This window comes from Telluria sp. ZT3P25, from assembly GCF_059685895.1.
Window position 1 is genome coordinate 222,184 of the sequence record NZ_JCASIJ010000002.1, and the last position, 20,342, is coordinate 242,525.

Sequence of the window (20,342 nt, forward strand, 5' to 3'; positions counted from 1 at the left end):
TCCTCGGCTATGAATACACAACGCATCCTCGCTCACTTCCAGGAGAGCGCTGACCTGAAGATGAGGTCGGCTGCAACCCTGGCTCCCCACATTTCGCAGGCGGTCGAACTCATGTTCGGCGCCCTGTCCAATGGCAACAAGATCCTGGCCTGCGGTAACGGCGGTTCGGCCGCCGACTGCCAGCACTTCGCTGCCGAGCTGGTCGGGCGCTTCGAACGCGAGCGCTTCCCGCTCCCGGCCATTGCGCTGACCACCGACACGTCGATCCTGACGGCCGTTGGCAACGACTACAGCTTCCGCGAAATCTATTCCAAGCAGGTGCAGGCCTTCGGCCAGGCCGGCGACATCCTGCTGGCCATTTCCACTTCGGGCAACTCGGGCAATGTGCTCGCTGCGGTCGAAGCGGCGCTCGAGCGCGAAATGCGCATCGTGGCGTTTACAGGCAAGGACGGCGGCCAGTTGGCCAAGCTGCTGACCGACGCCGACGTCCACGTCAACGTCCCGCATTCGCGCACCGCGCGGATCCAGGAAGTTCACCTGTGCGCCATTCACTGCATCTGCGACGGCATCGACGTCGCGCTGTTCGGAGGAGACGAGAATGCGTAATACCCGCCGGCCTATGGCCGTGCTGTTGACGAAAGTCGTTCTGGGTTCGGCCCTGCTGGCATCGCTGTCGGGCTGCTTTGGCCTCATCGTCGGCGCCGGCATCGGCAGCGCCGTCTCGGCGGTCGACCGCCGCACGCTTGGCGCCCAGACCGAAGACAAGTCGGTCACGGTCAAGGCCGAGATCAAGATGCGCGAAGTCACGAATGGCAACGGCAACATCAACGTCACGAGCTTCAACCGCAAGGTGCTGCTCACCGGCGAAGTGCGCGACGAAGCCATGAAGGCCGCGGCCGAGCGCGAAGTGCGCAAGATCGAGAACGTCGTGTCGGTCATCAACGAACTGAAGATTTCGGGTTCGTCGAGCTACACGTCGCGCTCGAACGATGCGCTCATCACCACCAAGGTGAAGGCCAGCCTGGTCGACATGAAGACCGTGTCGGCGATCTCGTTCAAGGTCACGACCGAACGCGGCGTGGTCTACCTGATGGGTCTTGTCACGCCGCGCGAAGGCAATATCGCTGCGGACGTCGCCAAGGGCGTCTCGGGCGTGACGAGCGTGGTGAAGATCTTCGAGTACATCAGCGAAGAAGACGCACGCGCCAAGCAGACCAACGCGCAGAACGCACCGCAGGGTTCCTGAACCCCGGGTGCATGCGCACCATGCAAAAAAGCGGCAGGGCTATAATGGCCCTGCCGCTTTTTTACTACGATCGCCGACCATGACCGCATCCCCCGCGTCCACCGCGTCCACCTCTTCCCGCTCCTGGATCAAGCCTGCCGCCATCGGCGCCGTCGTGCTGGCGCTGGCCGGTATCGGCTACGCCTCGCTGGCCAGCAGCACGCCGGCCCCGGACGTCACGTTCATTAGCATCGCCGGCGACAAGGTATCCACGCAGTCACTGCGCGGCAAGGTCGTGATGGTCAACTTCTGGGCCACCTCGTGCGTCACCTGCGTCAAGGAGATGCCCGACATGGTCGCGACCTACAACAAGTACAAGGCCCAGGGCCTGGAATTCGTCGCCGTCGCGATGCAGTACGACCGGCCCGACTACGTGCTCAATTTTGCCGAGCAGCGCAAGCTGCCATTTACCGTGGCGCTCGATTCGGCGGGCGATATCGCGCGCCAGTTCGGCGACGTTACGCTCACGCCCACCACCTTCCTGATCGACAAGCAGGGCCGCATCATCAAGACCTATGTCGGCGCACCGGACTTCGGCGCGGTGCACAAGCTGATCGAGAAAGAGCTGGCCGGCTGATTCTGATTACGCCTTCGGATACAGGATCATCTGCGTGCAGCGGAACAGCGCGATGGTCTTGCCGCTGGCCTTGTCCGTGACGGTGGCGTCCCAGATCTGCGTCGTGCGGCCCAGATGCACTGCGGTGGCGACGCAGGCAATGGTGCCTTCGCGCGCGGTGCCCAGGTGGTTCGATTTCAATTCGATCGTCGTGAAGTTCTGCGCGCCTTCCGGCAGGTTGCTGATGCAGCCGTAGCCGGCGCAGGTATCGGCCAGCGTGACGACGCTGCCGGCGTGCAGGTAGCCGTTCGGCGCCAGCAGGTGCGGCGCGACCGGCATCTCGGCGGCCAGCTTGCCGGGGCTGACCTCAAGAATCTGGATGCCCAGGTGGCCAGGCAGATAGGTTGCGCCGAAGGTGTTGAAAGCGTCAGGGGTATGCGGGATGCTCATGGGGTTGTCTCGGTGTTTTTATGAAACCGGCATCGTACACCGAGACCATGCTTGGCGTCAGCGGCGCCGCCCCTCATGGTGCTTGCCACCCTTGCCGCTACTCTTCCCGCCATGCCGCTGCCGGGCCGCCGCGTTCTGCTGCTGCAGCAGCGCGTCGACCCGCTCGGACGCTTCGCGCGCCAGCTCCTGCGCCAGCGCGATGCTCGGGAAGTACTCCGGCGCCCGGTAGCCCAGCCACGCATAGGCCGAATACACGCGGCACTGGTCCTCGACCTCTTGCAGGTTCATGTAGAACAGCTGCTGCGGATTGCTGTGGCCATGCAGCTTGACGACGATCTTCTTGGCCAGCGACAGGCACCAGTGTTCCCACGCCTTCTGCAGCGCCGGTACGCGGCTCGAGATCGGCACCAGGGAGAGCATGAACTTGTCGGCCACCGACAGCGGCAGCGTGTCGAGCCACTCGGCGCGCTCGTTCTGGTCTTCGGTGATGCGCGGGTAGAAGAAGCCGTCCGGCACGTCGATATTGTGGACAAACCGCTTGAGCAGCTTGACCAGCGACGTCTCGCCCGTCACCGACGAAATGCGGTGCAGCTGCTCGAGCGACGGCGCCACGGCAAAACCGCTCGTTGCCACCGCCGGAATTTTTTCCTTCATCAGCGAGCGCATGACCTGGTGCGTCTCGTCGTCGTAACCGACCACGAAGCCTTCGTCGTGCACGCCGTAGCGCCCTGCCCGCCCCGCGATCTGCTTGGCCAGCGCAGCGGAGATTTCTTCTTCTTCGACGCCGTTGTACTTGACCGTGGTCGTCATCACGATGCGCGCGATCGGCATGTTCAGCCCCATCGCCAGCGCATCGGTGCCAACGACGATATCGGCCTGGCCATCGCGGAAACGCTCGGCCTGCGCACGGCGCACCTCGGGCGACAGATTGCCGTAGACGGTGGCCACCGACAGCCCCTTGTCGGTGATCATGTCGCGCCACTTGAGCACTTCACGGCGCGAGAACGCGATCACGGCGTCGCCCCGACGCAGGTTCGACAGCTTGCGCACGGCCATCGGTTCCATCTCCAGAGGCCCCATCCGCTTGAGCACGTGCACCTCGAGCGGCACATCGAGCCGCTCGGCGAGCGCCTCGATCGCACGCCGCGCTTCCGGCGCGCCGACCAGGTACACGACCGATGCCGGCGCGCCGCACACGGCGGCAGTCCAGGCGGCGCCGCGATCGCGGTCGGCCAGCATCTGGATCTCGTCGATCACGGCCACGTCGATCGGCGTTTTGGTGTCGAGCATTTCAACGGTGCTGGCGACGTGCGTCGCGCCCTCCACCAGGCGCCGTTCTTCGCCCGTGATCAGGCTGACCTTGATCGCTTCGCCATGCGGGCGCGCAGCCTGCAGGCGCTCGTAGTTTTCCAGCGCCAGGAGGCGCAGTGGCGCCAGATACACGCCGCTTGGCGCCTTGGCCAGCGCTTCCATCGCGCGGTGCGTCTTGCCCGAGTTGGTGGGGCCCAGGAGCGCGATGAACTTGCGGCCCATGCGGCTGGCGACGTCGAACGAGCGCGGGTACTCGGCCAGGTTGATGCTTTCCTTGGTGCGCGCCGCGTGGCGCTCTTCGGCGTCGCGCTCGATCGCGTGGGTCAGCCGCTGCGAAATCCGCTGGAACACGTACTCGGCCGGCTCGGACGTCTGCAGTTCGTCCAGCACATCGAGAAACAGCATCGGATCGTAGCCGGCGTCGTCGGCGTCGCCCGCCAGGTCGCGCACGAATTCCTCGGCGTCCTGGTGCAGGCGCGCGAGGTCGGCGTCACCGGTGCGCTCTTCGATCAGTGCGCGCCGCCCGGCCAGATCCAGCTTGCGCCACTTGCTCGGCTTGGCCAGCACGCCGCGCGACGGCACCAGACGATATGGCACATGCAAGCCTTCGTAGCGCACCGCGCCCGAGAAGCGCAGGAACACGCGGCCTTCCATCTTGACCAGTTCGATGCCGCGCGCGGCCAGGTCAAGTGCGCGCTCGAGCGCGGCGTCGTCTTCGGGAATATCGGCGGGGGTCTCGTTCGGGAGAATGCTCATGGCTGGCTGCGCAAAAATCGGTTGCCGCTACTATATCGCGGATGCGAATCGCGCACGGCACTGGCCAATTCCTGTCGTGCTACCAGCCGCCGTCGCGTTACAGCACCGCCGTGTAGATGGTTTTGCCCGCCAGGCCCATCATGAACAACCCGAATCCCCGGCGCAACACCAAGGTCGGCAATGCCGCCGCCGCCCACACGCCGAACCTGGACGCCACCACCGCACACACGCTCATCACCAGCAGCGCATGCAGGTCGATATAGCCCCAGCGCCAGTCGTGCGGCGCGCCGGCGGTCATGCCGAAGCCGATCATCGCGCCCAGCGAGATGGGCAGGATGACGCCGGTGGCGGTGCCGATCGCACGGCGAATCGGTAATCCGACATGGGTCAGGAAGAACGTGATGACCGAAGCGCCGCCCATGCCCGCCAATGAATAGGCAACGCCTGACAATACGCCGGCAACCACCCGGAAACGCACGAAGGCCACCGACACCGTCCCGTCATGCTCGCGCTGGATCAGCAACTTGAACCCGAAATAGGCCAGCATCAGCGCCAGGCCGAGCGCAAGCCAGACGCCCGGTATGCGTGTTGCCACCAGGGCGCCTGCCGTCGCCCCCAGGCCTGCGGGAATGAACAGTTTTTTCAGCCAGACAAAGTCGACATTGCCACGTTCGCAGTGGCTCAGAAATGAGGCCAAGCCAGTGAATGCCATGGTGGCGAGCGAAGTACCGAATGCGAGACGAATTGCCTCGTTAGTGTCCATGCCGCCACTTTGGTACAGATACATCAGCACTGGAATAACAATCGCGCCACCGCCAATGCCGAATATCCCTGCCATAAAACCTGCGGCAACGCCCGCTGCGATCAGATTGAATAACATGGCACTTTTCATTTAAACGAACGGGAATGCATTTGCATGAGCGCGCGCATCAAAGCGTGCCGTCTATTCGAATTTTATCGAATGCTAATCAGGCTGCCGAAACCAAACTATATTAGCATCGCGACGAACGTTACTCCATTTCCTCCGCATATCACCGAAATATACAAAATTAAATGCTTCGAGCATTATTTAGTATTACGAGAGATTATATTCAGCAAGAATCAAGTGCCCAGAATCGAATGCCGCATCCATGCTGCAACGGCGGTCTTTAATAACGAGAGCGAAGGAAGGAACGTGGACATACGACCCGACACAGGGAGGATCGTCGCGCAGGGAGCGCTGCGGCAGCGGGGTCAAGGGAGGGGTTCCGCCGACATTGCTGCGGCGGCATGTCAGGCGGTGCGGCCTGCCTTCGCCGGCACGTGATGGCCGGAGAAGGCAGCTTAAGGGAGCTTAGGCCGCCACGCCCGCGTTGTGCGCCTGCTGGTCGGCGTGATACGACGAACGCACCATCGCACCGACAGCCGCGTGCACAAAGCCCATTTCGTAGGCTTTTTGCTCGAACATCTTGAAGACGTCCGGGTGCACGTAGCGGCGCACCGGCAGGTGCGAATTGGTCGGCGCCAGGTACTGGCCGATGGTGAGCATGTCGATGTCGTGATCGCGCATGTCCTGCATCACCTGCAGGATTTCTTCATCGGTCTCGCCCAGGCCGACCATGATGCCCGACTTGGTGACCGCGCTCGGGTACATCTTTTTAAAGTCGCGCAGCAGCACCAGCGAGTGCGTGTAGTCGGCGCCCGGACGGGCTTCCTTGTACAGACGCGGCACGGTTTCCAGGTTGTGGTTCATCACGTCGGGCAGGCCGTCGGCGAAGATGTTCAATGCTTTCTCGAGGCGACCGCGGAAGTCGGGCACCAGCACTTCGATCTTGGTGCCCGGGCTCGAGGCGCGCGTTTTCTGGATGCACTCCACAAAATGGCCGGCGCCGCCGTCGCGCAGGTCGTCGCGGTCGACCGACGTGATCACGACGTACGACAGGCGCAGCGCGGCGATGGTCTTGGCCAGGTTGGCCGGCTCGTTGATGTCGAGCGGGTCCGGACGGCCGTGGCCGACGTCGCAGAACGGGCAGCGGCGGGTGCACTTGTCGCCCATGATCATGAACGTCGCGGTGCCCTTGCCGAAGCATTCGCCGATGTTCGGGCAGCTCGCTTCTTCGCACACGGTCACCAGGTTGTTGGCGCGCAGGATGTCCTTGATTTCGTAGAAGCGCGACGAGGCAGTGGCCGCCTTGACGCGGATCCAGTCGGGCTTTTTCAGGCGCTCCATCTCGGCGATCGGCACGATCTTGATCGGGATGCGCGAGGTCTTGCTGGCGCCTTTTTGCTTTTCGCTGGCGTTGTAGGCGGCTGCGGAGGCGATACCGGTATCGATTTCGGAAGTCATAGGCTCGTTGCCCTCACGGGCTGTCAGTTGGTTTGTTCGGGTCTGGCTGGACGCCCTCGGGTGCCAGCTGATCGACCAGGGCCTGGGCCAGCGCCCGCTGTACATCGTGCAGCGGCGCCTCGACGCCCATCGTGCGCATATCGACTGTGACCAGTCCGGAGTAACCGCACGGATTGATCCAGGTGAACGGGGCCAGGTCCATCGCCACGTTCAGCGATACGCCATGGTAGGTGCAACCATTGCCGCGTACTTTCAGGCCCAGCGCGGCGATCTTGGCGCCTTTGCGCGGACCGTCTGCGATATAGATGCCGGGTGCACCGGCAACGCGCTCACCACCAAGATTATACGCCCCTAACACATCGATCACCGCCTGTTCGATTTTTTCGACAAACTGGCGCGCGTACAGCTTGCCGCCCGGCTTGTTGCGGCGCAGGTCCATCAGCAGGTAGATCACGACCTGGCCGGGCCCGTGGAAGGTCACTTCGCCGCCACGGTCGGTCTGGATGACGGGGATGTCGTGCGGCGCCAGTACGTGCTCGCGGTCGGCGCCCAGGCCCAGCGTGAACACGGGCGGGTGCTCGACGATCCACAGCTCGTCGCGCGACTCGGGCGTGCGCGCATCGGTGAAGGCGCGCATCGCCGCGAAGGTGGGCTCGTAGTCGGCCTGGCCGAGTTCGCGGATCAGCGGAGAAGTCGATACCATCGGGGGCGGCCGCTGTTACAGGACCATCTTGACCATCGGATGCGTCGACAGCGTGCGGTACACCTCGTCGAGCATTTCGCGGCTGGTCGCGCGGATGGTCACGGTCAGGCCCGTGTAGTTGCCCTTGGCCGACGGCCGGGTTTCCAGCTTGCTCTCGTCGAAGGTCGGGTCGAGCTGGGTCACCAGCGCCACGATGGTCGGGGCGAAGTCGATGTGGGTCGCGCCCATCACCTTGATCGGAAAGTCGCTCGGGTATTCGATGAGGGAATCTTTGGGGTCCATGGCTGTAATCCTGTGCAAAAGCGCATTGTAGCCAATACCGGCGGTTTCGCCCTGAGGGTGGGCTGAAAACCGCCGGTACCGGTCAGCGCTCCACGCGCGACACGCCGCGCGCGTCGGTGTTGGCGCGCTGATCGTTGTTGCGCTGCGCCGGCGTGAACGCGGGCGCCGATGGCTGCGGGCGCGGCGCCGGTGGCGCCACCATCTGCGGCGGCGCGGCAGGCCGCTGCGGCGCGTTCAGCATCGCAGCCGGCTCGGGACGCCGGTCTGGCTGCGATTCAGGCCGCCGGTCCGGACGAGCTTCGGGCCGCGAATCTGGCCGTGAATCTGGCCGAGCAAACACCGGCGCATTGGTCGACATGACCGGCTGCCGCTGAACGCGTTCGGCTTGCTCGCGCATGCGCTCGCGCCCGAACCGCTCGCGGTCGTTGCGCTCGACCTGGAACCGCATGCGGTCCATCTGGTTGCGGTTGTCGAACTCGCGCCCCATGCGTTCACGTTCGCCCTGCTCGCGCAGCGCCCGCTCCTGACCGTCCATGCGCTCGCGCGCCAGCCGCTCGCCGTTATTGCGTTCGCGCGTGAGCCGTTCCTGCTCGCCGCGTTCGCGCGCCTGCTGCTCGAACTGCATGCGGTCCAGACCAGGGCGCTCCCCATTTGCGCGCTCGAGCAGGTCGCGCCGGTCGCGGTTCCAGCCGGGGCGCGCCACCAGTGGTGGTGGTGGCGCGCTGCCCGGCGTGCCCGCTACCAGCTGCTCCGGACGGTTCGGACGCGGCGCGCGCGGGACAATCACCGGACCGCGCCCGCCGAACTGGTCGCGCGGCACGACGGTCAGGCCATTGTGGCGACCTGGCTGCTGTTGCTCGCGGCGGGTAGCCTGGCGCCAGTCGTTCAGGCGGCGCAGGCGCTCGCCCGACAGACGGTAGCCCGGCACATAGCGGTCATGCGGGCTCAGTGGATACCAGCCATGCGCCGCCAGGTTACGCGACTGAAAGCCCACATTCCAGTTGCTGCCGCCGACCCAGCCGACCAGCGCCGGCGACCACACCGGGCGCCGCTCGAGGCGCCCCGGTGCCCAGGCCCAGCGATCCCGGACCTGCACCCAGCGTCCGTAGTGGAAGGGCGCGTAACCCCACGGCGCATTGTCGACCCAGGTCCAGCCCCACGGGGCGATGAAGGTCCAGCTGCCGTCGCGGTAGGGCGTCCAGCCGGCGGCCACCTGCGGGGTCCACAGGCTGCCGTAGTCCGAACTGGTGCTCCAGCTGCCGTAGCGGTCGAGTTCTTCGTAGCCGGTCATCTCGGTGCCGATATGGCGCGAGGATTGCGCCGCCACGAGGGCCTGGTCGCGCGTGAGCGACCAGTCGTCGAAGTTGTCGCGCTGCGCCTGCAGCGTGCGCACATCTTCATCGCGCACCTGGGCCGAACGGCCACCGCGCACAGTCAGGCTGGCGCCGGCGCCGTCGACCTGCGCTTCGCCATCGAGCACGCTCACGAGGCTCGTATCGCGCTCACGCTCGGCGTCCACGCGCAGGCGCCCCGGCTGCGTCAGGCGCACGGTGGCTTGCGCGGTGCGCAGTTCGAATTCGGGCACGACATCGGCGTTCATCACGCGCACGCTGACGCTGCCGTAATGCAGGCGCAGGCGCAGGCTGTCGTCATCCAGTTCCGTGACCTCGAGCGAGCTGTCGCCATCGAGCCGGATGGCGGTGGAGCCTATCCGCAGCTCGGTGCGCGCGCCGCGCGCGGTGGAGATCAGGTTGCGCGACGTGATCGGCCAGTTCAGTTGCGCCGGGGACGATTCGGCCCCGATGTCGCCGCCGATGTCGACCTTGCCCTCCACCAGCGAGATACGTCCGGCCCGGCCCGGGGCCTCGGCCAGTTGCGTGTCATCCTGAAACTGGGCCTGGTCCTGTTCGAGCGCGTCGGTCTGCAGCACCGTTTGCGCGGGCACGGACGTGGAAAATGCCGCCAGTACGAGCAATGCGGCGGTCGGGGCGAAACGATGGGTCATGGTGGTGCTCCGGAGGGGAACGCAGACGGAAATCTACAAACGCATTACAACGCGCGCCCGCTCACCGGGCAACGCGGCTTACAAACAGTTGCATCTGCCGGCCGACCGGCGCGTCAGCCCGGCTGGCGCTTGACGAAAAACAGCATCGAGCCAATCACCACCAGCACGCCGCCGAACACGCGGTTCTGCAGTTTCATGTGGCGCGGATCGCGCATGTAGCGCTGCATCGACGCGGCCAGCGCCGCGTAGCAATGCATGACCACCGAATCGATGACGACCATCGTCACGCCCAGAATCGCCAGTTGCGTGAGCAGCGGAGCATCTTTCGAAATGAACTGCGGCAGCACCGCGACCATGAAGATGATGCCCTTCGGGTTGGTGGTGTTGGTCAGGAAGCCCGTCAGCACGCGGCGGCCAAACGACGGATGCGCTTCCAGGCCGACGGTCGATGCGGCGGGGCCGGGCGCAGGCGCGGCGCGCCACTGGCTCACGCCCAGGTAGATCAGGTACAGCGCGCCGACCACCTTGACGATCGTGAAGGCGACCGAGGATGCCAGCAGCAGCGAGCCGACACCGGCGCCGGCGATGATCAACACCAGCACCAGGCCCAGTTGCAGGCCCAGCACGGTGGCGCTGGCTTTCTTGAGGCCATAGGCCAGGCCGTGCGACATCGACAGCACCGCGCCGGAACCGGGCGAAATGGCGATCAGGGAACCAGCGATGACGAAGGCGATCCAGGTGGCGAAGCTCATGGTGGCAGGCAGGAAAAGGGGAACAGCGGGGAGGGTGGACGACGGGACGTTACTGCATCAGCCTCGCGCGCGCGACCCGCACAGGGCCGCGGCACAAGGCCGTGGGATGGTACTTACTTCTTTTTGGTCGGGTTGACCGATGCCTTCAGGGTCGCGCCAGCCGAGAAACGCGGGCTCTTCGACGCCGCGATCTTGATCACTTCGCCGGTGGCAGGATTGCGGCCCTTGCGTGCAGCGCGCTTCGTCACCGAGAAGGTGCCAAAGCCGGTGATGCCGACCGTGTCGCCTTTTTTGAGGCGCTCGGTGATGATCTCGATGATCGTGTTCACGGCCACGCCAGCGGCAGCACCGGACATCTCGGTACGCTTCGCGAATTCTGCGATCAGTTCGCCTTTTTTCATAAATCCCTCCGGGGTTAAAAGAGCGGGAAGATTAGCATAAATATTGCCAAGTGTAATGCCGCGCCAGGAGGGAAATCTGCAAGGAAGCCTTATGCGACGCCGGTTTCGCCGATCGGGCCGTTCAAACGGTTGCGCAGCGCGGCGTTGATCAGGGTCTGGTATCCGGTGCCGCAACGCTCGGACAAGGTGCGAAATTCGTTGAGGACTTCGTCGTCGAGATAGATGGTGATGCGGGTCTTGCGCTTGGGAGGACGGACACGGCGAACGGGAGCGGCGGCCTGGATCGAATCGGTGTTCATGGGATCTCCTTCGTGATGGGGGACGAGGCTGCAGCACCGCAACCTTCAGCATGGACGATACGTACAACGCATCCGGCACGCGCGGCAAAAGCGACGAGATGCAGATTGGCGGGGTTGAAACGCAAAAACCGGCGCTGAACCGTGTAGGTACTTTACGGCGCCTCGGTTACTATCATTGCAACTTAATTTTGAAGGAGCACGACCCATGGCTGGAGCAAGTTTACTGACCTTACTGGACGATATCGCCGCCGTCCTCGACGACGTTGCCGTGATGAGCAAGGTCGCTGCAAAAAAAACCGCCGGTGTCCTGGGCGACGACCTGGCGCTCAATGCGCAGCAGGTCACGGGCGTGCGCGCCGACCGCGAACTGCCCGTGGTCTGGGCGGTGGCCAAGGGCTCGTTCGTCAACAAGGCGATCCTGGTGCCGGCCGCACTGGCGATCTCGGTGTTCCTGCCGTGGCTCATCACGCCGCTTCTGATGATCGGCGGTGCATTCCTGTGCTTCGAGGGCGCCGAAAAACTCGCGCACAAATTCCTGCACAGCGCCGAAGAAGATGCACAGCACAAGGCCGCGCACGTGGCGGCGGTGGCCAATACCGAGGTCGAGCTGGTCGCGCTGGAAAAGGAAAAGATCAAGGGCGCGGTGCGCACCGACTTCATCCTGTCGGCCGAGATCATCGTGATTTCACTGGGCACGCTGGTGGGCGTGGCCTTCGGCCAGCAGGTCGCCGTGCTGGTGGCGATTGCCATCGTGATGACGATCGGCGTGTACGGCCTGGTGGCCGCCATCGTCAAGATGGATGACGCCGGTCTGCACCTGAGCAAAAGCCAGAACGGCGCCGCGCGCGGCCTGGGCAAGGGCTTGCTGGCGTTTGCGCCGCGCCTGATGAAGGTGCTGTCGGTGGTCGGTACCGCCGCCATGTTCATGGTCGGCGGCGGCATCATCGCCCACGCCATCCCTGCCGTGCACCACTTCGCGCAAAACATGGCTGCCGGCGTGGTCGACGTGCCGGCCATCGGCGGCGTGCTGGCGTTCCTGGTCCCGACCCTGGTTGACGCGCTCGTCGGCGTGCTCGTGGGCGCGATCATCGTCGCCGTGGTGACGCTGGTGCAGCGCATGCGGGGCAAGAAAGGCTGACGTGCTGGCGCAGCTGCGGGCATTGATGCAACCACCGGCCGGCATGGCGTTCGACTTCAGCCAGCCGGCCGGAGAACCGGCGCTGGCACCGGCCGGCGGCATCACCTGGCAGGTGTTCGCCAACCCGGTCGCGCTGTTTGTCGGCGGAGTGACGGCAGTGCTGCTCGAACTGGCCGAACCGTCGGTGCGGACCGGCGTGTGGGACCACAGCAGCTTCCGGCGCGACCCGGGCCTGCGCCTGCGCCGCACCGGTTTTGCCGCGATGATGACGGTGTATGGCCCCCGCTCGGCGGCCGAACAACTGATCGCGAACGTGGTGCGTATCCACCGCCACGTGCAGGGCACGACGCCGGCCGGCGTGCCGTACCACGCGAACGATCCGCGCCTGCTCGACTGGGTCCAGGCCACGGCCACCTTCGGCTTTACCGAGGCGTATCACCGCTACGCGCGCCGTTTGTCAGCGCTGGAGAAGGATGCGGCATTCGCCGAGGCGCAGCATGCGGCGCGCTTGTATGGCGCGACGGGTGCGCCGCGCTCGTGGAGCGAGTGGGAAGGCACGCTGGCCAGCATTGCGCCTGGCCTGGAAGGGTCGGCCATCCTGGCCGATTTCATTCGGATCATGGGCGAGGCGCCGATCCTGCCGGCGCCCCTGCGGCCGCTCCAGCGTCTGCTGGTACGCGCCGCTATCGAGATCACACCGGAGCCGGTGCGCTCATTGCCGCAACTTCGCGGCCACGGCCTGCGTTTGGGCGAGGCCATGCTGGTGCGGGCCCTGGCGCGCGGCGCCGGCTTGCTGCCACTGGGCGACACGCCACCGGCGCAGGCCACCCGGCGGCTGGCGACAGCCAGGCCGCACCACTAACACACCATTACTTCGGCGGTTGATTACGTCGCAAGAACATCGAGCCCAGCGCCATGCCGACGGCAATCGACGTGTAGACCACACCCAGGGACTTGTTCGACAGGCGTTTCTGGTACCCCGGCTGCAATGGCCGAGGCGTCAGCTTGTGGTCGGTGAAGGCGGCAAAGGCCGACGTTGCCGCTGCCGAGGCCAGGACGGCCGACGGGTTCTTCTGATCGAGCACGCCGCCCATCACACGCTCGAACACCAGCGCCCAGACCGTGGCGCTGGCATGGTGAATCAACAGACCGGGCACCGTATAGCGCAGCGAGAAGCGGTTGCGGAAGCTGGCCTTGCCACCGTTCACATAGTGGCTGACGGCATTGGTTGCGGCATAGGGGCTGCCGGTTTCTTTCTTTGCGACCAGCGCCATGGCGACCGTCGAGACAATACTCGAGGCCGCACCGGAGACGAGTGCGCGCTGTATTACCGTATATTTCATACAATCCTCTTTTCGATCGCGTAAAGGGAACATCGGATGCGGATTTTGCTGACGGGTGCAAGTGGGTTTGTTGGGCAACACTTGTTGCAAGCGTTGCTGACCGAAGGCCACCACGTCGTCTGTGCGGTGCGTCATCCCGAAACGAGCGACGACCCGCGCCTCAGCTATATCCATGCTGATTTCACTAACGATAACAATAAATCAACCTGGCTGTCGCGCCTCTCGGGAATCGACGCCGTGATCAACACGGTCGGCATTTTTCGCGAGAGCGGCCGCCAGACGTTTGTCCGCCTGCACAAGGAAACGCCGCGCGCCCTGTTTGCCGCCTGCGCCGAATCGCACGACGTGCAAATGGTGATCCAGCTGTCCGCGCTGGGGGCCGACCGCGAGGGTACAACGCCGTATCACGTGTCCAAGCGCGAGGCCGATGACTACCTCGCGTCGCTGCCGCTGCGTTCCTACATCGTCCAGCCGTCGCTCGTGTATGGCCGCGACGGCGCCAGCGCGCGCGCCATGCGCACGCTGGCCAGCATGCCGTTCACGCTGCGCTTCGGCAGCAAGCCGCAACTGGTGCAGCCGATCCACATCGACGATCTGGTGGCCGCCATCATCGGCCTGTTCAAGCACCGGCTGCCGATGGCGCCGGACGGCGGCGCAACGATGCGCGTGCCGCTGGTGGGGCCACAGGCGATGCCCTTCACCGAGTACCTGGCCACGCTGCGCCGCGCGATGGCGATGGGCCGCCAGCCGGTGCTGCACTTGCCCGGGCCGGTGGCCAGGTTCGCGGCCGGCGTCGCGGGGCTGCTGCCAGGTTCGCTGCTGGATCGCGACGCCCTGAAGATGCTCGATCACGACAACAGCGCCGACGCGACGCTCACGGCCAACCTGATCGGCCATCCACCGCGGCCGGTCAGTGCTTTCATTCAGGACGCCGAGTGCGAACGGGCGCGCGCCAAGCTTGGCTGGCTGCTGCCGGTCCTGCGCTACGCCATTGCCGCGGTCTGGATCATCACGGCGATCGTCTCGCTCGGCTTGTACCCGATCGAGGACAGCCTGGCGCTGCTGGCGCTGGCTGGCGTGCCACCGGAGCTGCAACTGCCCGCGCTGTACGGCGCGGCGGGCCTGGATCTGCTGCTGGGACTGGGCACGCTGTTCCTGCCACGGCGACGCTGGCTGTGGGTGGCGCAATTTGGCCTGATCGGCGTCTACAGCGTCGTGATTGCACTGAAGCTGCCGGAATTTCTGGTCCATCCGTTCGGGCCGTTGATCAAGAACCTGCCACTGCTGGCGGCCATCTGGCTGCTCTACCACCTCGAGGACAAATGATGGATTACCTGGTGCTCAAATGGCTGCACATCGTCTCGTCGACGCTGCTGTTTGGCACCGGCATCGGGTCGGCCTGGTACATGCTGTTTGCGAACGTGAGCCGCGACGTGCGCGCCATCGCGGTGGTCTCGAAATACGTGGTGATCGCCGACTGGCTGTTCACCGCCACCACGGCGGTGCTGCAGCCGCTGACCGGCTTCTACATGATCCACCTGGCCGGATATCCACTGCACAGCAAGTGGATCATGTGGTCGATCATGCTGTACGTGCTGGCCGGCGCCTGCTGGCTGCCGGTGGTCTGGCTGCAAATCCGGATGCGCGATCTGGCGTGCGCCGCGGCGCGCGACGATACCCCGTTGCCGGCGCTGTACTGGCGCTATTTCAGAATCTGGGTGACGCTGGGCGTGCCGGCGTTTGCAGCGTTCATCGTCATTTTCTGGCTGATGGTGGCCAAGCCGGTGTAAGGCAACCACCGCGCCTTTTTTCAACACGACATTCTTCAATACAGGAGCACCCATGCGGGCATACCAAATTCTTCACGGCGCCAATATCGATGGCCTGCAAGCCATCGAGTATCCAGTGCGCGACCTTGTCCTGGGCGAAGTGCGCATTCGCGTGCACGCCGTTTCGCTCAACTATCGCGACCTGATGGTCGCATCCGGTAACTACCTGGTCTCGGTCGACGATCCGATCATCCCTTGCTCGGACGGTGCCGGCGAAGTGCTGGCCGTCGGGCCGGGCGTCACGCGCGTGCAGGTCGGCGATCGGGTGGCCGGTTCGTTCTTTCCGTTCTGGCACGAGGGTGGCCCCACGCCGGCCAAGATCCGCAATGGCCTGGGCGGCGACATCGACGGCATGCTGGCTGAAGAAGTCGTGCTGCACGAGGATGCGCTGGCGATTGTCCCGGCGGGCCTGAGCTTCATCGAGGCTGCCACGATGCCCTGCGCGGCGGTCACCGCGTGGAATGCCATCTTCGTCTCGAGCAATCACGTCAAGCCCGGCGACACCGTGCTGCTGCTGGGGACGGGCGGCGTGTCGATCCTGGGCCTGCAACTGGCGCGCGCGGCCGGCCTGCGCACCATCGTGACCTCGTCGAGCGACGAAAAACTGGCGCGCGCACGCAAGCTGGGCGCGCATCACACGATCAACTACACCACGATCCCCGAATGGCAGGACGAAGTGCTGCACCTGACCCATGGCGTGGGCGCGCAGGTGGTGCTGGAAGTGGGCGGCCAGGGCACCGTTAACCGGTCAGTGGCGGCGGTGGCGATGGGCGGCACGGTGGCCATCATTGGCGGCGTGAGCGGCTTTGGCGGTGAAGTCAATCCGGCGACGCTGCTGGCCAGTGCCAAGCGCCTGGTGGGCGTGCACGTGGGCAGCCGCGCGATGCTGGAGGACGTGATGCGCTTCGTCGACGCCAGCGGTGTCAAGCCGGTGATCGACCGCGTGTTCCCGTTCGACCAGGCGCAGGACGCGTACCGCTATCTGGAATCCGGCGCGCACGTCGGCAAGGTCGTGATCGACGTGACGAAAGCCGCGTGATCAGCGGCGCAGGCGTGGCACCAGCTCGATTTCAAACAGCTTGGGCCACAGCTTGCCGGTGACGAACAGGCGCTTGCCTTTCTCGTCCCAGGCGATGCCGTTCAGGACGGCGTCGACGGATGTGGTGCCGCGCGCTTCCGGCGGCAGCAGGCCGGTCAGGTCGATCAGGCCGAGGACCTTGCCGCTGTCGGGATCGATGCGCAGGATGAGGTCTGTCCCCCAGACATTCGAATACAGCTCGCCGTTCACGAATTCGAGCTCGTTCAGGCGCGGCACCGGCTGGCCCTCGGCCGTGACCTGGATGCGGCGCAGCTCTTTCATCGTCTTGGGATCGAGGATGCGGATCGCGGCGCTGCCATCGCTCATGTATAGCTGCTTCGCATCGCCCGCCAGGCCCCAGCCTTCGCCCTCGTACTTGAATTGCTGTTTGAGCTTGAAGGTCTTGAGGTCGAACACATAGCCAACCTGCGACTGCCAGGTCAGGCCGACCAGGGTATTGCCGACTGCGGTGGAGCCTTCGCCGAACACGTTCGCTGGCAGATCGGCCTTCTGCACCACCTTGCCCGTCTTGATTTCGACCTTGCGGATCGTCGAGTGGCCGATCTGGCCCGTGCTTTCGTACAGGTAGCCATCGCGGTAGGACAGGCCCTGCGTGAACGCTTGCGGATCGTGGGGGTAGGTGTTCTTGACGACGAAGCCGTAGACCGGCGGCGCAGCGTGGGCGCTGCTGGCGACGACAAGGGCGGCGATGGCAAAGGTGGTGAGCTGTTTCAGCATGGCGGGTCGGGAGGAAAGCGGCAGGAGACTGTAGCACGAAGCCCGGGTGGTTGTTCGAGAGGCTTGCTACACATAGGCCAGCAGCCGCCCGCAGGCGATAACGCCGATCCAGAGCAGCAGCGACAGCGTCGCGTGCAGCCGGGCGCGTAGCGGCGCTCTGGCGGGCCAGCGTGCTACCGCGCGCCAGGGCCCGACGTGAAACGCCAGCGCATTGCCACCCGCTGCACCGATCAGCGCCAGTTTGAGCAGGAAGGCCCGGTTATCCAGCAGCTCGGGCTGGGTCGAGAACAGCAGCACGCCACTGGGCACGATCAGCAGCAGTGCGGCCCACGACCAGGGTAGCAGGTGGCGCGCCAGCGCCTGCACGGGCAGCGCCTCGGCCGGCCGCGCAGGCCCGAAGCCGAGCAGGCGCAGGTCGAACATGGCAACCGCGCCGACCAGCACCGTGAAGCCCACGATGTGGACGATCTCGACGAGCGGGTACAACCAGGCGCCGTCGCGCAGGGCTTGCGCCGGCGGGGTCGCTGCGAGCCACGCCGCCGCCGCGTACGCGGCGCTCAGCGCAGCTCCGTGACCTTGTCGCCCACCGTGATGCGTTCGGCGCGCAGTTCGGCGGGCTTGGTGCGGTTGGGGTAACCGACGACGGTGACGGTGCCGCCGACGGCCAGCATGTCCCTGGCCAGGCCACGGTTCTCCATCCGGCCGGGTGGCGCCAGTACGACGAGCCAGGTTTTGTCCGGCGTCTTGAGGCGGACGTAGCCGTGAGGCTGGCGGTAACCCGATTCCTCGATGGTTCCGGTCAGCTGCTGCGGGCGGGTGGCGTCGTACTCGCTCCAGCCGTGGTGGGCGGCGGCGCTGGCGGACATGGCCAGCAGCAGGGCGGCCAAAGCAGGTGTGCGTTTCATGGGCGACTCCGGTGAAGGTGACTCGACGAATGCAGCGCCAGCATATGCCTGTGACGGGGATGCGGGCGCACGGTTTCTGCGCTTGTTTTCTGCGCACGTTTCCTGGTACGGGCACGTGTACGATGTGCTGTCATCAACCCATCAGGAGTGGATCATGCTGATATGCCGCGCGGCCACCGCAGCCGATCTTGCGGCCTTGTGGCTGCTACGCACACGGGCCGTGCGGGCCAGTTGCGCGGCGCACTATCCGGCGACCGTGATCGAGACCTGGTGCGCGAGCGCGCCGCCGGCGTCATTGGCGGCGCTGGTGAATCTGGGGAGCGCCGTGGTGGCGGAAGAAGACGGCGCGCTGGCAGGCTTCGCGATGCTCGACCTGGCCAGTGGCGAAGTCGATGCGGTGTTTGTCAATCCGGCGCATCAGGGACGCGGGATCGCGCTGGACTTGCTGCGTTGGCTGGAAGTGCTGGCGCAGAGGCGCGGCGTGCAACGCCTGTTCCTGTCGGCGTCGCTCAATGCGGTGGCCTTCTACGAGCGCGCCAGCTTCGTGCGGGTGCGCGACGAGGTGTACGCGCACCGCAGCGGGATCGGCATCGCGTCCGTGTTCATGGAAAAGATGCTGTCACCCGCTTGCGATGGCGCAGCACCGCTCAAATGAACGTGAACGTCGCCTCTTGAGCTTTTTCAGCATGACTGGTCAGGAGGAAGGCAGCAGCAAATCATGCAGGATGCGTGGACCTCGCCAGAGCGCGGTCTTACACTGTGCTGCTGATTACTGCCATCAAGGATATGGATGCGGAATTTTTTGAAGGTTCTGGGCGTCGCCGTTGCTGCGACTTTGCCGTGGGTCCCGGCGCAGGCGGCCTGCGAGGACTACACAAAGGAACTGCGCACGATGGTCAGCGCCGACCAGGCCTTGCGCTCCCGGCTCGACTTCAGCGAAATCAACACCCCGGCCCAGCAAAAAATTGGGGCGCACATGGGCGTGATCGACCGTGCCAACACGGCGCGTCTGAAAGTCCTGTTTGCACAGTGCGGTTTTCCTGACGCCGAAAGGCACGGTGAGCGCGCCGAGCGCGATGCCTGGCTGCTGGTGCAGCACGCCGATCACGACAGGGCATTCCAGAAGCAGACGTTGGCCTTGCTCGAGAAGATCGCTGCAGAGCTGGGCGAACCGGTAGGGCGCAACTTTGCCTATCTGTCCGACCGTGTCGCGGTGGCCGAGCGCAGGCCGCAGCTGTATGGCACCCAGCTGATGTCGCTGCCGGAAAAGCCGTGCAATCTAGAGTTCGATCGGCTGGACGATCGCGAGAAAGTCGAGGCACGCCGCGCTGCCCTGGGCATGCCCCCACTCGATATCTACAAAGAGATGGTCATCAAAAACGCAAACTGCCAGGGGGCAGTGCCGTAGACCAGGCCAGCATCGCCATCGCCACAGTAATTGGTGCGCAGGCCGCAGTGTACGCAGAGGTGACGCAAGACAAAAAAAAAGGCCCACCGAAGTGGGCCAGTCTTACGCTCGCATCAATCGATGAAGGTAAAGGTCGCCTCTTGCGTCAGGCGCGACTTCGGCAAACCCGCATTGAAGTCGGCTGACGACGAGTAGCCGAAGCTCACCAGTACCAGGCTGGTCAAGCCTTTCTCATTCAGACCGAATTCGGCGTCGAGGATCTTCTGGTCGAAGCCTTCCATCGGCGTGGCATCGATCTCCAGCGTGGCCGCGCCGACCAGCGCGGTGCCCAGCGCCAGGTAGACCTGCTTCTCGAGCCACTGGGCCACATCCTTGGTGCCGTAGCGATGCTGGTTGACGTAGCCACGGCGGGTGGCGTCCTGGCCGGCGCGCGCCTGCGCGTCGCGGAAGCGCCCGTCGCGTTCTTCCTGCTCCAGCACTGCGTCCAGGTGCGCTTCGTCCATATCGACGCGGGAGCACAGCACGATCACGTGCGACGCATCGTTGACCTTGGCGGCGTTGTAACCATAGCTGCCCTGGGTGGCCTTGGCGATGCGCGCGCGGCCTTCGGGCGTGTTGGCGACGATGAAGTGCCATGGCTGCGAATTGACCGACGACGCGCTGTTGCGCAGCAGGCCATACACCTGCTGCATCACCTCTTCGGGGATGCGGCGCCCGGTATCGTAGGCTTTGGCGGTATGGCGTTTCTTGGCGGCTGACAGAATGTTCATGGTGGTC

Annotated in this window: 26 protein-coding genes; 11 read left to right on the forward strand and 15 right to left on the reverse strand. The window is 65.0% G+C overall.

From position 1 onward, the window contains the following. The first annotated feature begins 9 nt into the window (after positions 1–9). The 3 genes from AC56LY_RS19500 to AC56LY_RS19510 all read left to right on the forward strand — a co-directional run bounded on the left by AC56LY_RS19500 (position 10) and on the right by AC56LY_RS19510 (position 1,862). On the forward strand, positions 10–606 hold the full coding sequence (locus tag AC56LY_RS19500; RefSeq protein WP_183555000.1) for a phosphoheptose isomerase: 597 nt from the start codon (positions 10–12) through the stop codon (positions 604–606). Beyond that, positions 599–1,246, forward strand: a complete 648-nt coding sequence (locus tag AC56LY_RS19505) for a BON domain-containing protein (protein ID WP_332531223.1) — start codon at positions 599–601, stop codon at positions 1,244–1,246. The genes AC56LY_RS19500 and AC56LY_RS19505 overlap by 8 nt, the downstream gene beginning before the upstream one ends. Before the next feature lie 79 nt (positions 1,247–1,325). Next, a complete protein-coding gene (locus tag AC56LY_RS19510) occupies positions 1,326–1,862 on the forward strand; it encodes a peroxiredoxin family protein (protein WP_499582397.1) in 537 nt (178 codons plus the stop codon). A gap of 6 nt (positions 1,863–1,868) precedes the next feature. On the opposite strand, the gene AC56LY_RS19515 is transcribed toward AC56LY_RS19510, so the two are convergent. From AC56LY_RS19515 to AC56LY_RS19560, 10 genes are all read right to left on the reverse strand, one after another. Further along, positions 1,869–2,291: a PaaI family thioesterase gene (locus tag AC56LY_RS19515; RefSeq protein WP_499582399.1), complete on the reverse strand. Its 423-nt coding sequence runs from the start codon at positions 2,289–2,291 to the stop codon at positions 1,869–1,871. A 57-nt stretch (positions 2,292–2,348) separates the two neighbouring features. Continuing rightward, positions 2,349–4,358 (reverse strand): helicase-related protein, encoded by a 2,010-nt coding sequence (locus tag AC56LY_RS19520; protein ID WP_499582401.1) that lies wholly within the window; start codon positions 4,356–4,358, stop codon positions 2,349–2,351. A 97-nt stretch (positions 4,359–4,455) separates the two neighbouring features. Next, the gene (locus AC56LY_RS19525) at positions 4,456–5,238 is read right to left on the reverse strand and encodes a sulfite exporter TauE/SafE family protein (protein WP_499582403.1); all 783 of its coding nucleotides are present in this window, start codon (positions 5,236–5,238) and stop codon (positions 4,456–4,458) included. 453 nt (positions 5,239–5,691) lie between these two features. Then, positions 5,692–6,684, reverse strand: coding sequence for a lipoyl synthase (gene lipA / locus AC56LY_RS19530; RefSeq protein ID WP_482896698.1), 993 nt, complete (start codon positions 6,682–6,684; stop codon positions 5,692–5,694). Positions 6,685–6,697: 13 nt separating this feature from the next. Continuing rightward, a complete protein-coding gene (gene lipB / locus AC56LY_RS19535; protein WP_499582405.1) occupies positions 6,698–7,387 on the reverse strand; it encodes a lipoyl(octanoyl) transferase LipB in 690 nt (229 codons plus the stop codon). A gap of 15 nt (positions 7,388–7,402) precedes the next feature. Beyond that, positions 7,403–7,669, reverse strand: coding sequence for a DUF493 family protein (locus AC56LY_RS19540; RefSeq protein WP_499582407.1), 267 nt, complete (start codon positions 7,667–7,669; stop codon positions 7,403–7,405). Between the two features lie 82 nt (positions 7,670–7,751). Continuing rightward, positions 7,752–9,674: a DUF6600 domain-containing protein gene (locus AC56LY_RS19545; RefSeq protein WP_499582409.1), complete on the reverse strand. Its 1,923-nt coding sequence runs from the start codon at positions 9,672–9,674 to the stop codon at positions 7,752–7,754. 113 nt (positions 9,675–9,787) lie between these two features. Next, complete coding sequence (locus AC56LY_RS19550) at positions 9,788–10,426, reverse strand: LysE family transporter (RefSeq protein ID WP_499582411.1); 639 nt, start codon at positions 10,424–10,426, stop codon at positions 9,788–9,790. A gap of 113 nt (positions 10,427–10,539) precedes the next feature. Continuing rightward, positions 10,540–10,827: an HU family DNA-binding protein gene (locus AC56LY_RS19555; protein ID WP_183554962.1), complete on the reverse strand. Its 288-nt coding sequence runs from the start codon at positions 10,825–10,827 to the stop codon at positions 10,540–10,542. A gap of 89 nt (positions 10,828–10,916) precedes the next feature. Beyond that, positions 10,917–11,126 (reverse strand): BrnA antitoxin family protein, encoded by a 210-nt coding sequence (locus AC56LY_RS19560; protein WP_183554960.1) that lies wholly within the window; start codon positions 11,124–11,126, stop codon positions 10,917–10,919. A gap of 50 nt (positions 11,127–11,176) precedes the next feature. Here AC56LY_RS19560 and AC56LY_RS19565 point away from each other — a divergent pair, with 50 nt between their 5' ends. Genes AC56LY_RS19565 through AC56LY_RS19575 form a run of 3 tightly spaced genes read left to right on the forward strand, consistent with a single transcriptional unit; the run spans position 11,177 to position 13,126 of the window. Next, positions 11,177–11,353: a hypothetical protein gene (locus AC56LY_RS19565; RefSeq protein WP_499582413.1), complete on the forward strand. Its 177-nt coding sequence runs from the start codon at positions 11,177–11,179 to the stop codon at positions 11,351–11,353. Then, a complete protein-coding gene (locus AC56LY_RS19570) occupies positions 11,332–12,264 on the forward strand; it encodes a DUF808 domain-containing protein (protein ID WP_499582415.1) in 933 nt (310 codons plus the stop codon). Before AC56LY_RS19565 ends, AC56LY_RS19570 begins: the two co-directional genes overlap by 22 nt. A 1-nt stretch (position 12,265) precedes the next feature. Further along, positions 12,266–13,126 carry an oxygenase MpaB family protein gene (locus AC56LY_RS19575; RefSeq protein ID WP_499582417.1) on the forward strand — a complete coding sequence of 287 codons (861 nt, stop codon included), beginning with the start codon at positions 12,266–12,268 and terminating at the stop codon, positions 13,124–13,126. Between the two features lie 7 nt (positions 13,127–13,133). On the opposite strand, the gene AC56LY_RS19580 is transcribed toward AC56LY_RS19575, so the two are convergent. Continuing rightward, complete coding sequence (locus tag AC56LY_RS19580) at positions 13,134–13,607, reverse strand: hypothetical protein (protein WP_499582419.1); 474 nt, start codon at positions 13,605–13,607, stop codon at positions 13,134–13,136. Between the two features lie 36 nt (positions 13,608–13,643). Here AC56LY_RS19580 and AC56LY_RS19585 point away from each other — a divergent pair, with 36 nt between their 5' ends. The 3 genes from AC56LY_RS19585 to AC56LY_RS19595 are packed head-to-tail and all read left to right on the forward strand — an operon-like array spanning position 13,644 to position 16,475. After that, entirely contained in the window at positions 13,644–14,933 is a 1,290-nt protein-coding gene (locus AC56LY_RS19585) for an SDR family oxidoreductase (RefSeq protein ID WP_499582421.1), read from the forward strand. Then, positions 14,933–15,397, forward strand: coding sequence for a DUF2269 family protein (locus AC56LY_RS19590; protein WP_499583452.1), 465 nt, complete (start codon positions 14,933–14,935; stop codon positions 15,395–15,397). The genes AC56LY_RS19585 and AC56LY_RS19590 overlap by 1 nt, the downstream gene beginning before the upstream one ends. A gap of 52 nt (positions 15,398–15,449) precedes the next feature. Continuing rightward, the gene (locus AC56LY_RS19595) at positions 15,450–16,475 is read left to right on the forward strand and encodes a zinc-dependent alcohol dehydrogenase family protein (protein ID WP_499582423.1); all 1,026 of its coding nucleotides are present in this window, start codon (positions 15,450–15,452) and stop codon (positions 16,473–16,475) included. Here AC56LY_RS19595 and AC56LY_RS19600 read toward each other — a convergent pair whose 3' ends face one another. The 3 genes from AC56LY_RS19600 to AC56LY_RS19610 all read right to left on the reverse strand — a co-directional run bounded on the left by AC56LY_RS19600 (position 16,476) and on the right by AC56LY_RS19610 (position 18,157). Then, entirely contained in the window at positions 16,476–17,252 is a 777-nt protein-coding gene (locus AC56LY_RS19600; RefSeq protein ID WP_499582425.1) for a glutaminyl-peptide cyclotransferase, read from the reverse strand. Positions 17,253–17,318: 66 nt separating this feature from the next. Next, positions 17,319–17,738: a DUF6644 family protein gene (locus AC56LY_RS19605; RefSeq protein WP_499582427.1), complete on the reverse strand. Its 420-nt coding sequence runs from the start codon at positions 17,736–17,738 to the stop codon at positions 17,319–17,321. A gap of 71 nt (positions 17,739–17,809) precedes the next feature. Continuing rightward, entirely contained in the window at positions 17,810–18,157 is a 348-nt protein-coding gene (locus AC56LY_RS19610; RefSeq protein ID WP_499582429.1) for a DUF6152 family protein, read from the reverse strand. A 154-nt stretch (positions 18,158–18,311) separates the two neighbouring features. On the opposite strand from AC56LY_RS19610, the gene AC56LY_RS19615 reads away from it, so the two are divergent. Together AC56LY_RS19615 and AC56LY_RS19620 are read left to right on the forward strand one after the other, a co-directional pair. Further along, complete coding sequence (locus AC56LY_RS19615) at positions 18,312–18,812, forward strand: GNAT family N-acetyltransferase (protein WP_499582431.1); 501 nt, start codon at positions 18,312–18,314, stop codon at positions 18,810–18,812. Positions 18,813–18,947: 135 nt separating this feature from the next. Further along, the gene (locus tag AC56LY_RS19620) at positions 18,948–19,565 is read left to right on the forward strand and encodes a DUF6624 domain-containing protein (protein WP_499582433.1); all 618 of its coding nucleotides are present in this window, start codon (positions 18,948–18,950) and stop codon (positions 19,563–19,565) included. A gap of 113 nt (positions 19,566–19,678) precedes the next feature. Here the strand turns inward: AC56LY_RS19620 and nfsB are convergent, their stop codons facing one another. After that, on the reverse strand, positions 19,679–20,335 hold the full coding sequence (nfsB, locus tag AC56LY_RS19625) for an oxygen-insensitive NAD(P)H nitroreductase (protein ID WP_499582435.1): 657 nt from the start codon (positions 20,333–20,335) through the stop codon (positions 19,679–19,681). Positions 20,336–20,342 lie beyond the last annotated feature (7 nt).

What these genes read in the sequence shown, in the direction of transcription:
- AC56LY_RS19500 (WP_183555000.1), top strand. Translation starts at nt 10, where the DNA reads ATGAATACACAACGCATCCTCGCTCACTTCCAGGAGAGCGCTGACCTG.
- AC56LY_RS19505 (WP_332531223.1), top strand. Translation starts at nt 599, where the DNA reads ATGCGTAATACCCGCCGGCCTATGGCCGTGCTGTTGACGAAAGTCGTT.
- AC56LY_RS19510 (WP_499582397.1), top strand. Translation starts at nt 1,326, where the DNA reads ATGACCGCATCCCCCGCGTCCACCGCGTCCACCTCTTCCCGCTCCTGG.
- AC56LY_RS19515 (WP_499582399.1), bottom strand. Translation starts at nt 2,291, where the DNA reads ATGAGCATCCCGCATACCCCTGACGCTTTCAACACCTTCGGCGCAACC.
- AC56LY_RS19520 (WP_499582401.1), bottom strand. Translation starts at nt 4,358, where the DNA reads ATGAGCATTCTCCCGAACGAGACCCCCGCCGATATTCCCGAAGACGAC.
- AC56LY_RS19525 (WP_499582403.1), bottom strand. Translation starts at nt 5,238, where the DNA reads ATGTTATTCAATCTGATCGCAGCGGGCGTTGCCGCAGGTTTTATGGCA.
- lipA (WP_482896698.1), bottom strand. Translation starts at nt 6,684, where the DNA reads ATGACTTCCGAAATCGATACCGGTATCGCCTCCGCAGCCGCCTACAAC.
- lipB (WP_499582405.1), bottom strand. Translation starts at nt 7,387, where the DNA reads ATGGTATCGACTTCTCCGCTGATCCGCGAACTCGGCCAGGCCGACTAC.
- AC56LY_RS19540 (WP_499582407.1), bottom strand. Translation starts at nt 7,669, where the DNA reads ATGGACCCCAAAGATTCCCTCATCGAATACCCGAGCGACTTTCCGATC.
- AC56LY_RS19545 (WP_499582409.1), bottom strand. Translation starts at nt 9,674, where the DNA reads ATGACCCATCGTTTCGCCCCGACCGCCGCATTGCTCGTACTGGCGGCA.
- AC56LY_RS19550 (WP_499582411.1), bottom strand. Translation starts at nt 10,426, where the DNA reads ATGAGCTTCGCCACCTGGATCGCCTTCGTCATCGCTGGTTCCCTGATC.
- AC56LY_RS19555 (WP_183554962.1), bottom strand. Translation starts at nt 10,827, where the DNA reads ATGAAAAAAGGCGAACTGATCGCAGAATTCGCGAAGCGTACCGAGATG.
- AC56LY_RS19560 (WP_183554960.1), bottom strand. Translation starts at nt 11,126, where the DNA reads ATGAACACCGATTCGATCCAGGCCGCCGCTCCCGTTCGCCGTGTCCGT.
- AC56LY_RS19565 (WP_499582413.1), top strand. Translation starts at nt 11,177, where the DNA reads ATGGACGATACGTACAACGCATCCGGCACGCGCGGCAAAAGCGACGAG.
- AC56LY_RS19570 (WP_499582415.1), top strand. Translation starts at nt 11,332, where the DNA reads ATGGCTGGAGCAAGTTTACTGACCTTACTGGACGATATCGCCGCCGTC.
- AC56LY_RS19580 (WP_499582419.1), bottom strand. Translation starts at nt 13,607, where the DNA reads ATGAAATATACGGTAATACAGCGCGCACTCGTCTCCGGTGCGGCCTCG.
- AC56LY_RS19585 (WP_499582421.1), top strand. Translation starts at nt 13,644, where the DNA reads ATGCGGATTTTGCTGACGGGTGCAAGTGGGTTTGTTGGGCAACACTTG.
- AC56LY_RS19590 (WP_499583452.1), top strand. Translation starts at nt 14,933, where the DNA reads ATGGATTACCTGGTGCTCAAATGGCTGCACATCGTCTCGTCGACGCTG.
- AC56LY_RS19595 (WP_499582423.1), top strand. Translation starts at nt 15,450, where the DNA reads ATGCGGGCATACCAAATTCTTCACGGCGCCAATATCGATGGCCTGCAA.
- AC56LY_RS19600 (WP_499582425.1), bottom strand. Translation starts at nt 17,252, where the DNA reads ATGCTGAAACAGCTCACCACCTTTGCCATCGCCGCCCTTGTCGTCGCC.
- AC56LY_RS19610 (WP_499582429.1), bottom strand. Translation starts at nt 18,157, where the DNA reads ATGAAACGCACACCTGCTTTGGCCGCCCTGCTGCTGGCCATGTCCGCC.
- AC56LY_RS19615 (WP_499582431.1), top strand. Translation starts at nt 18,312, where the DNA reads ATGCTGATATGCCGCGCGGCCACCGCAGCCGATCTTGCGGCCTTGTGG.
- AC56LY_RS19620 (WP_499582433.1), top strand. Translation starts at nt 18,948, where the DNA reads ATGCGGAATTTTTTGAAGGTTCTGGGCGTCGCCGTTGCTGCGACTTTG.
- nfsB (WP_499582435.1), bottom strand. Translation starts at nt 20,335, where the DNA reads ATGAACATTCTGTCAGCCGCCAAGAAACGCCATACCGCCAAAGCCTAC.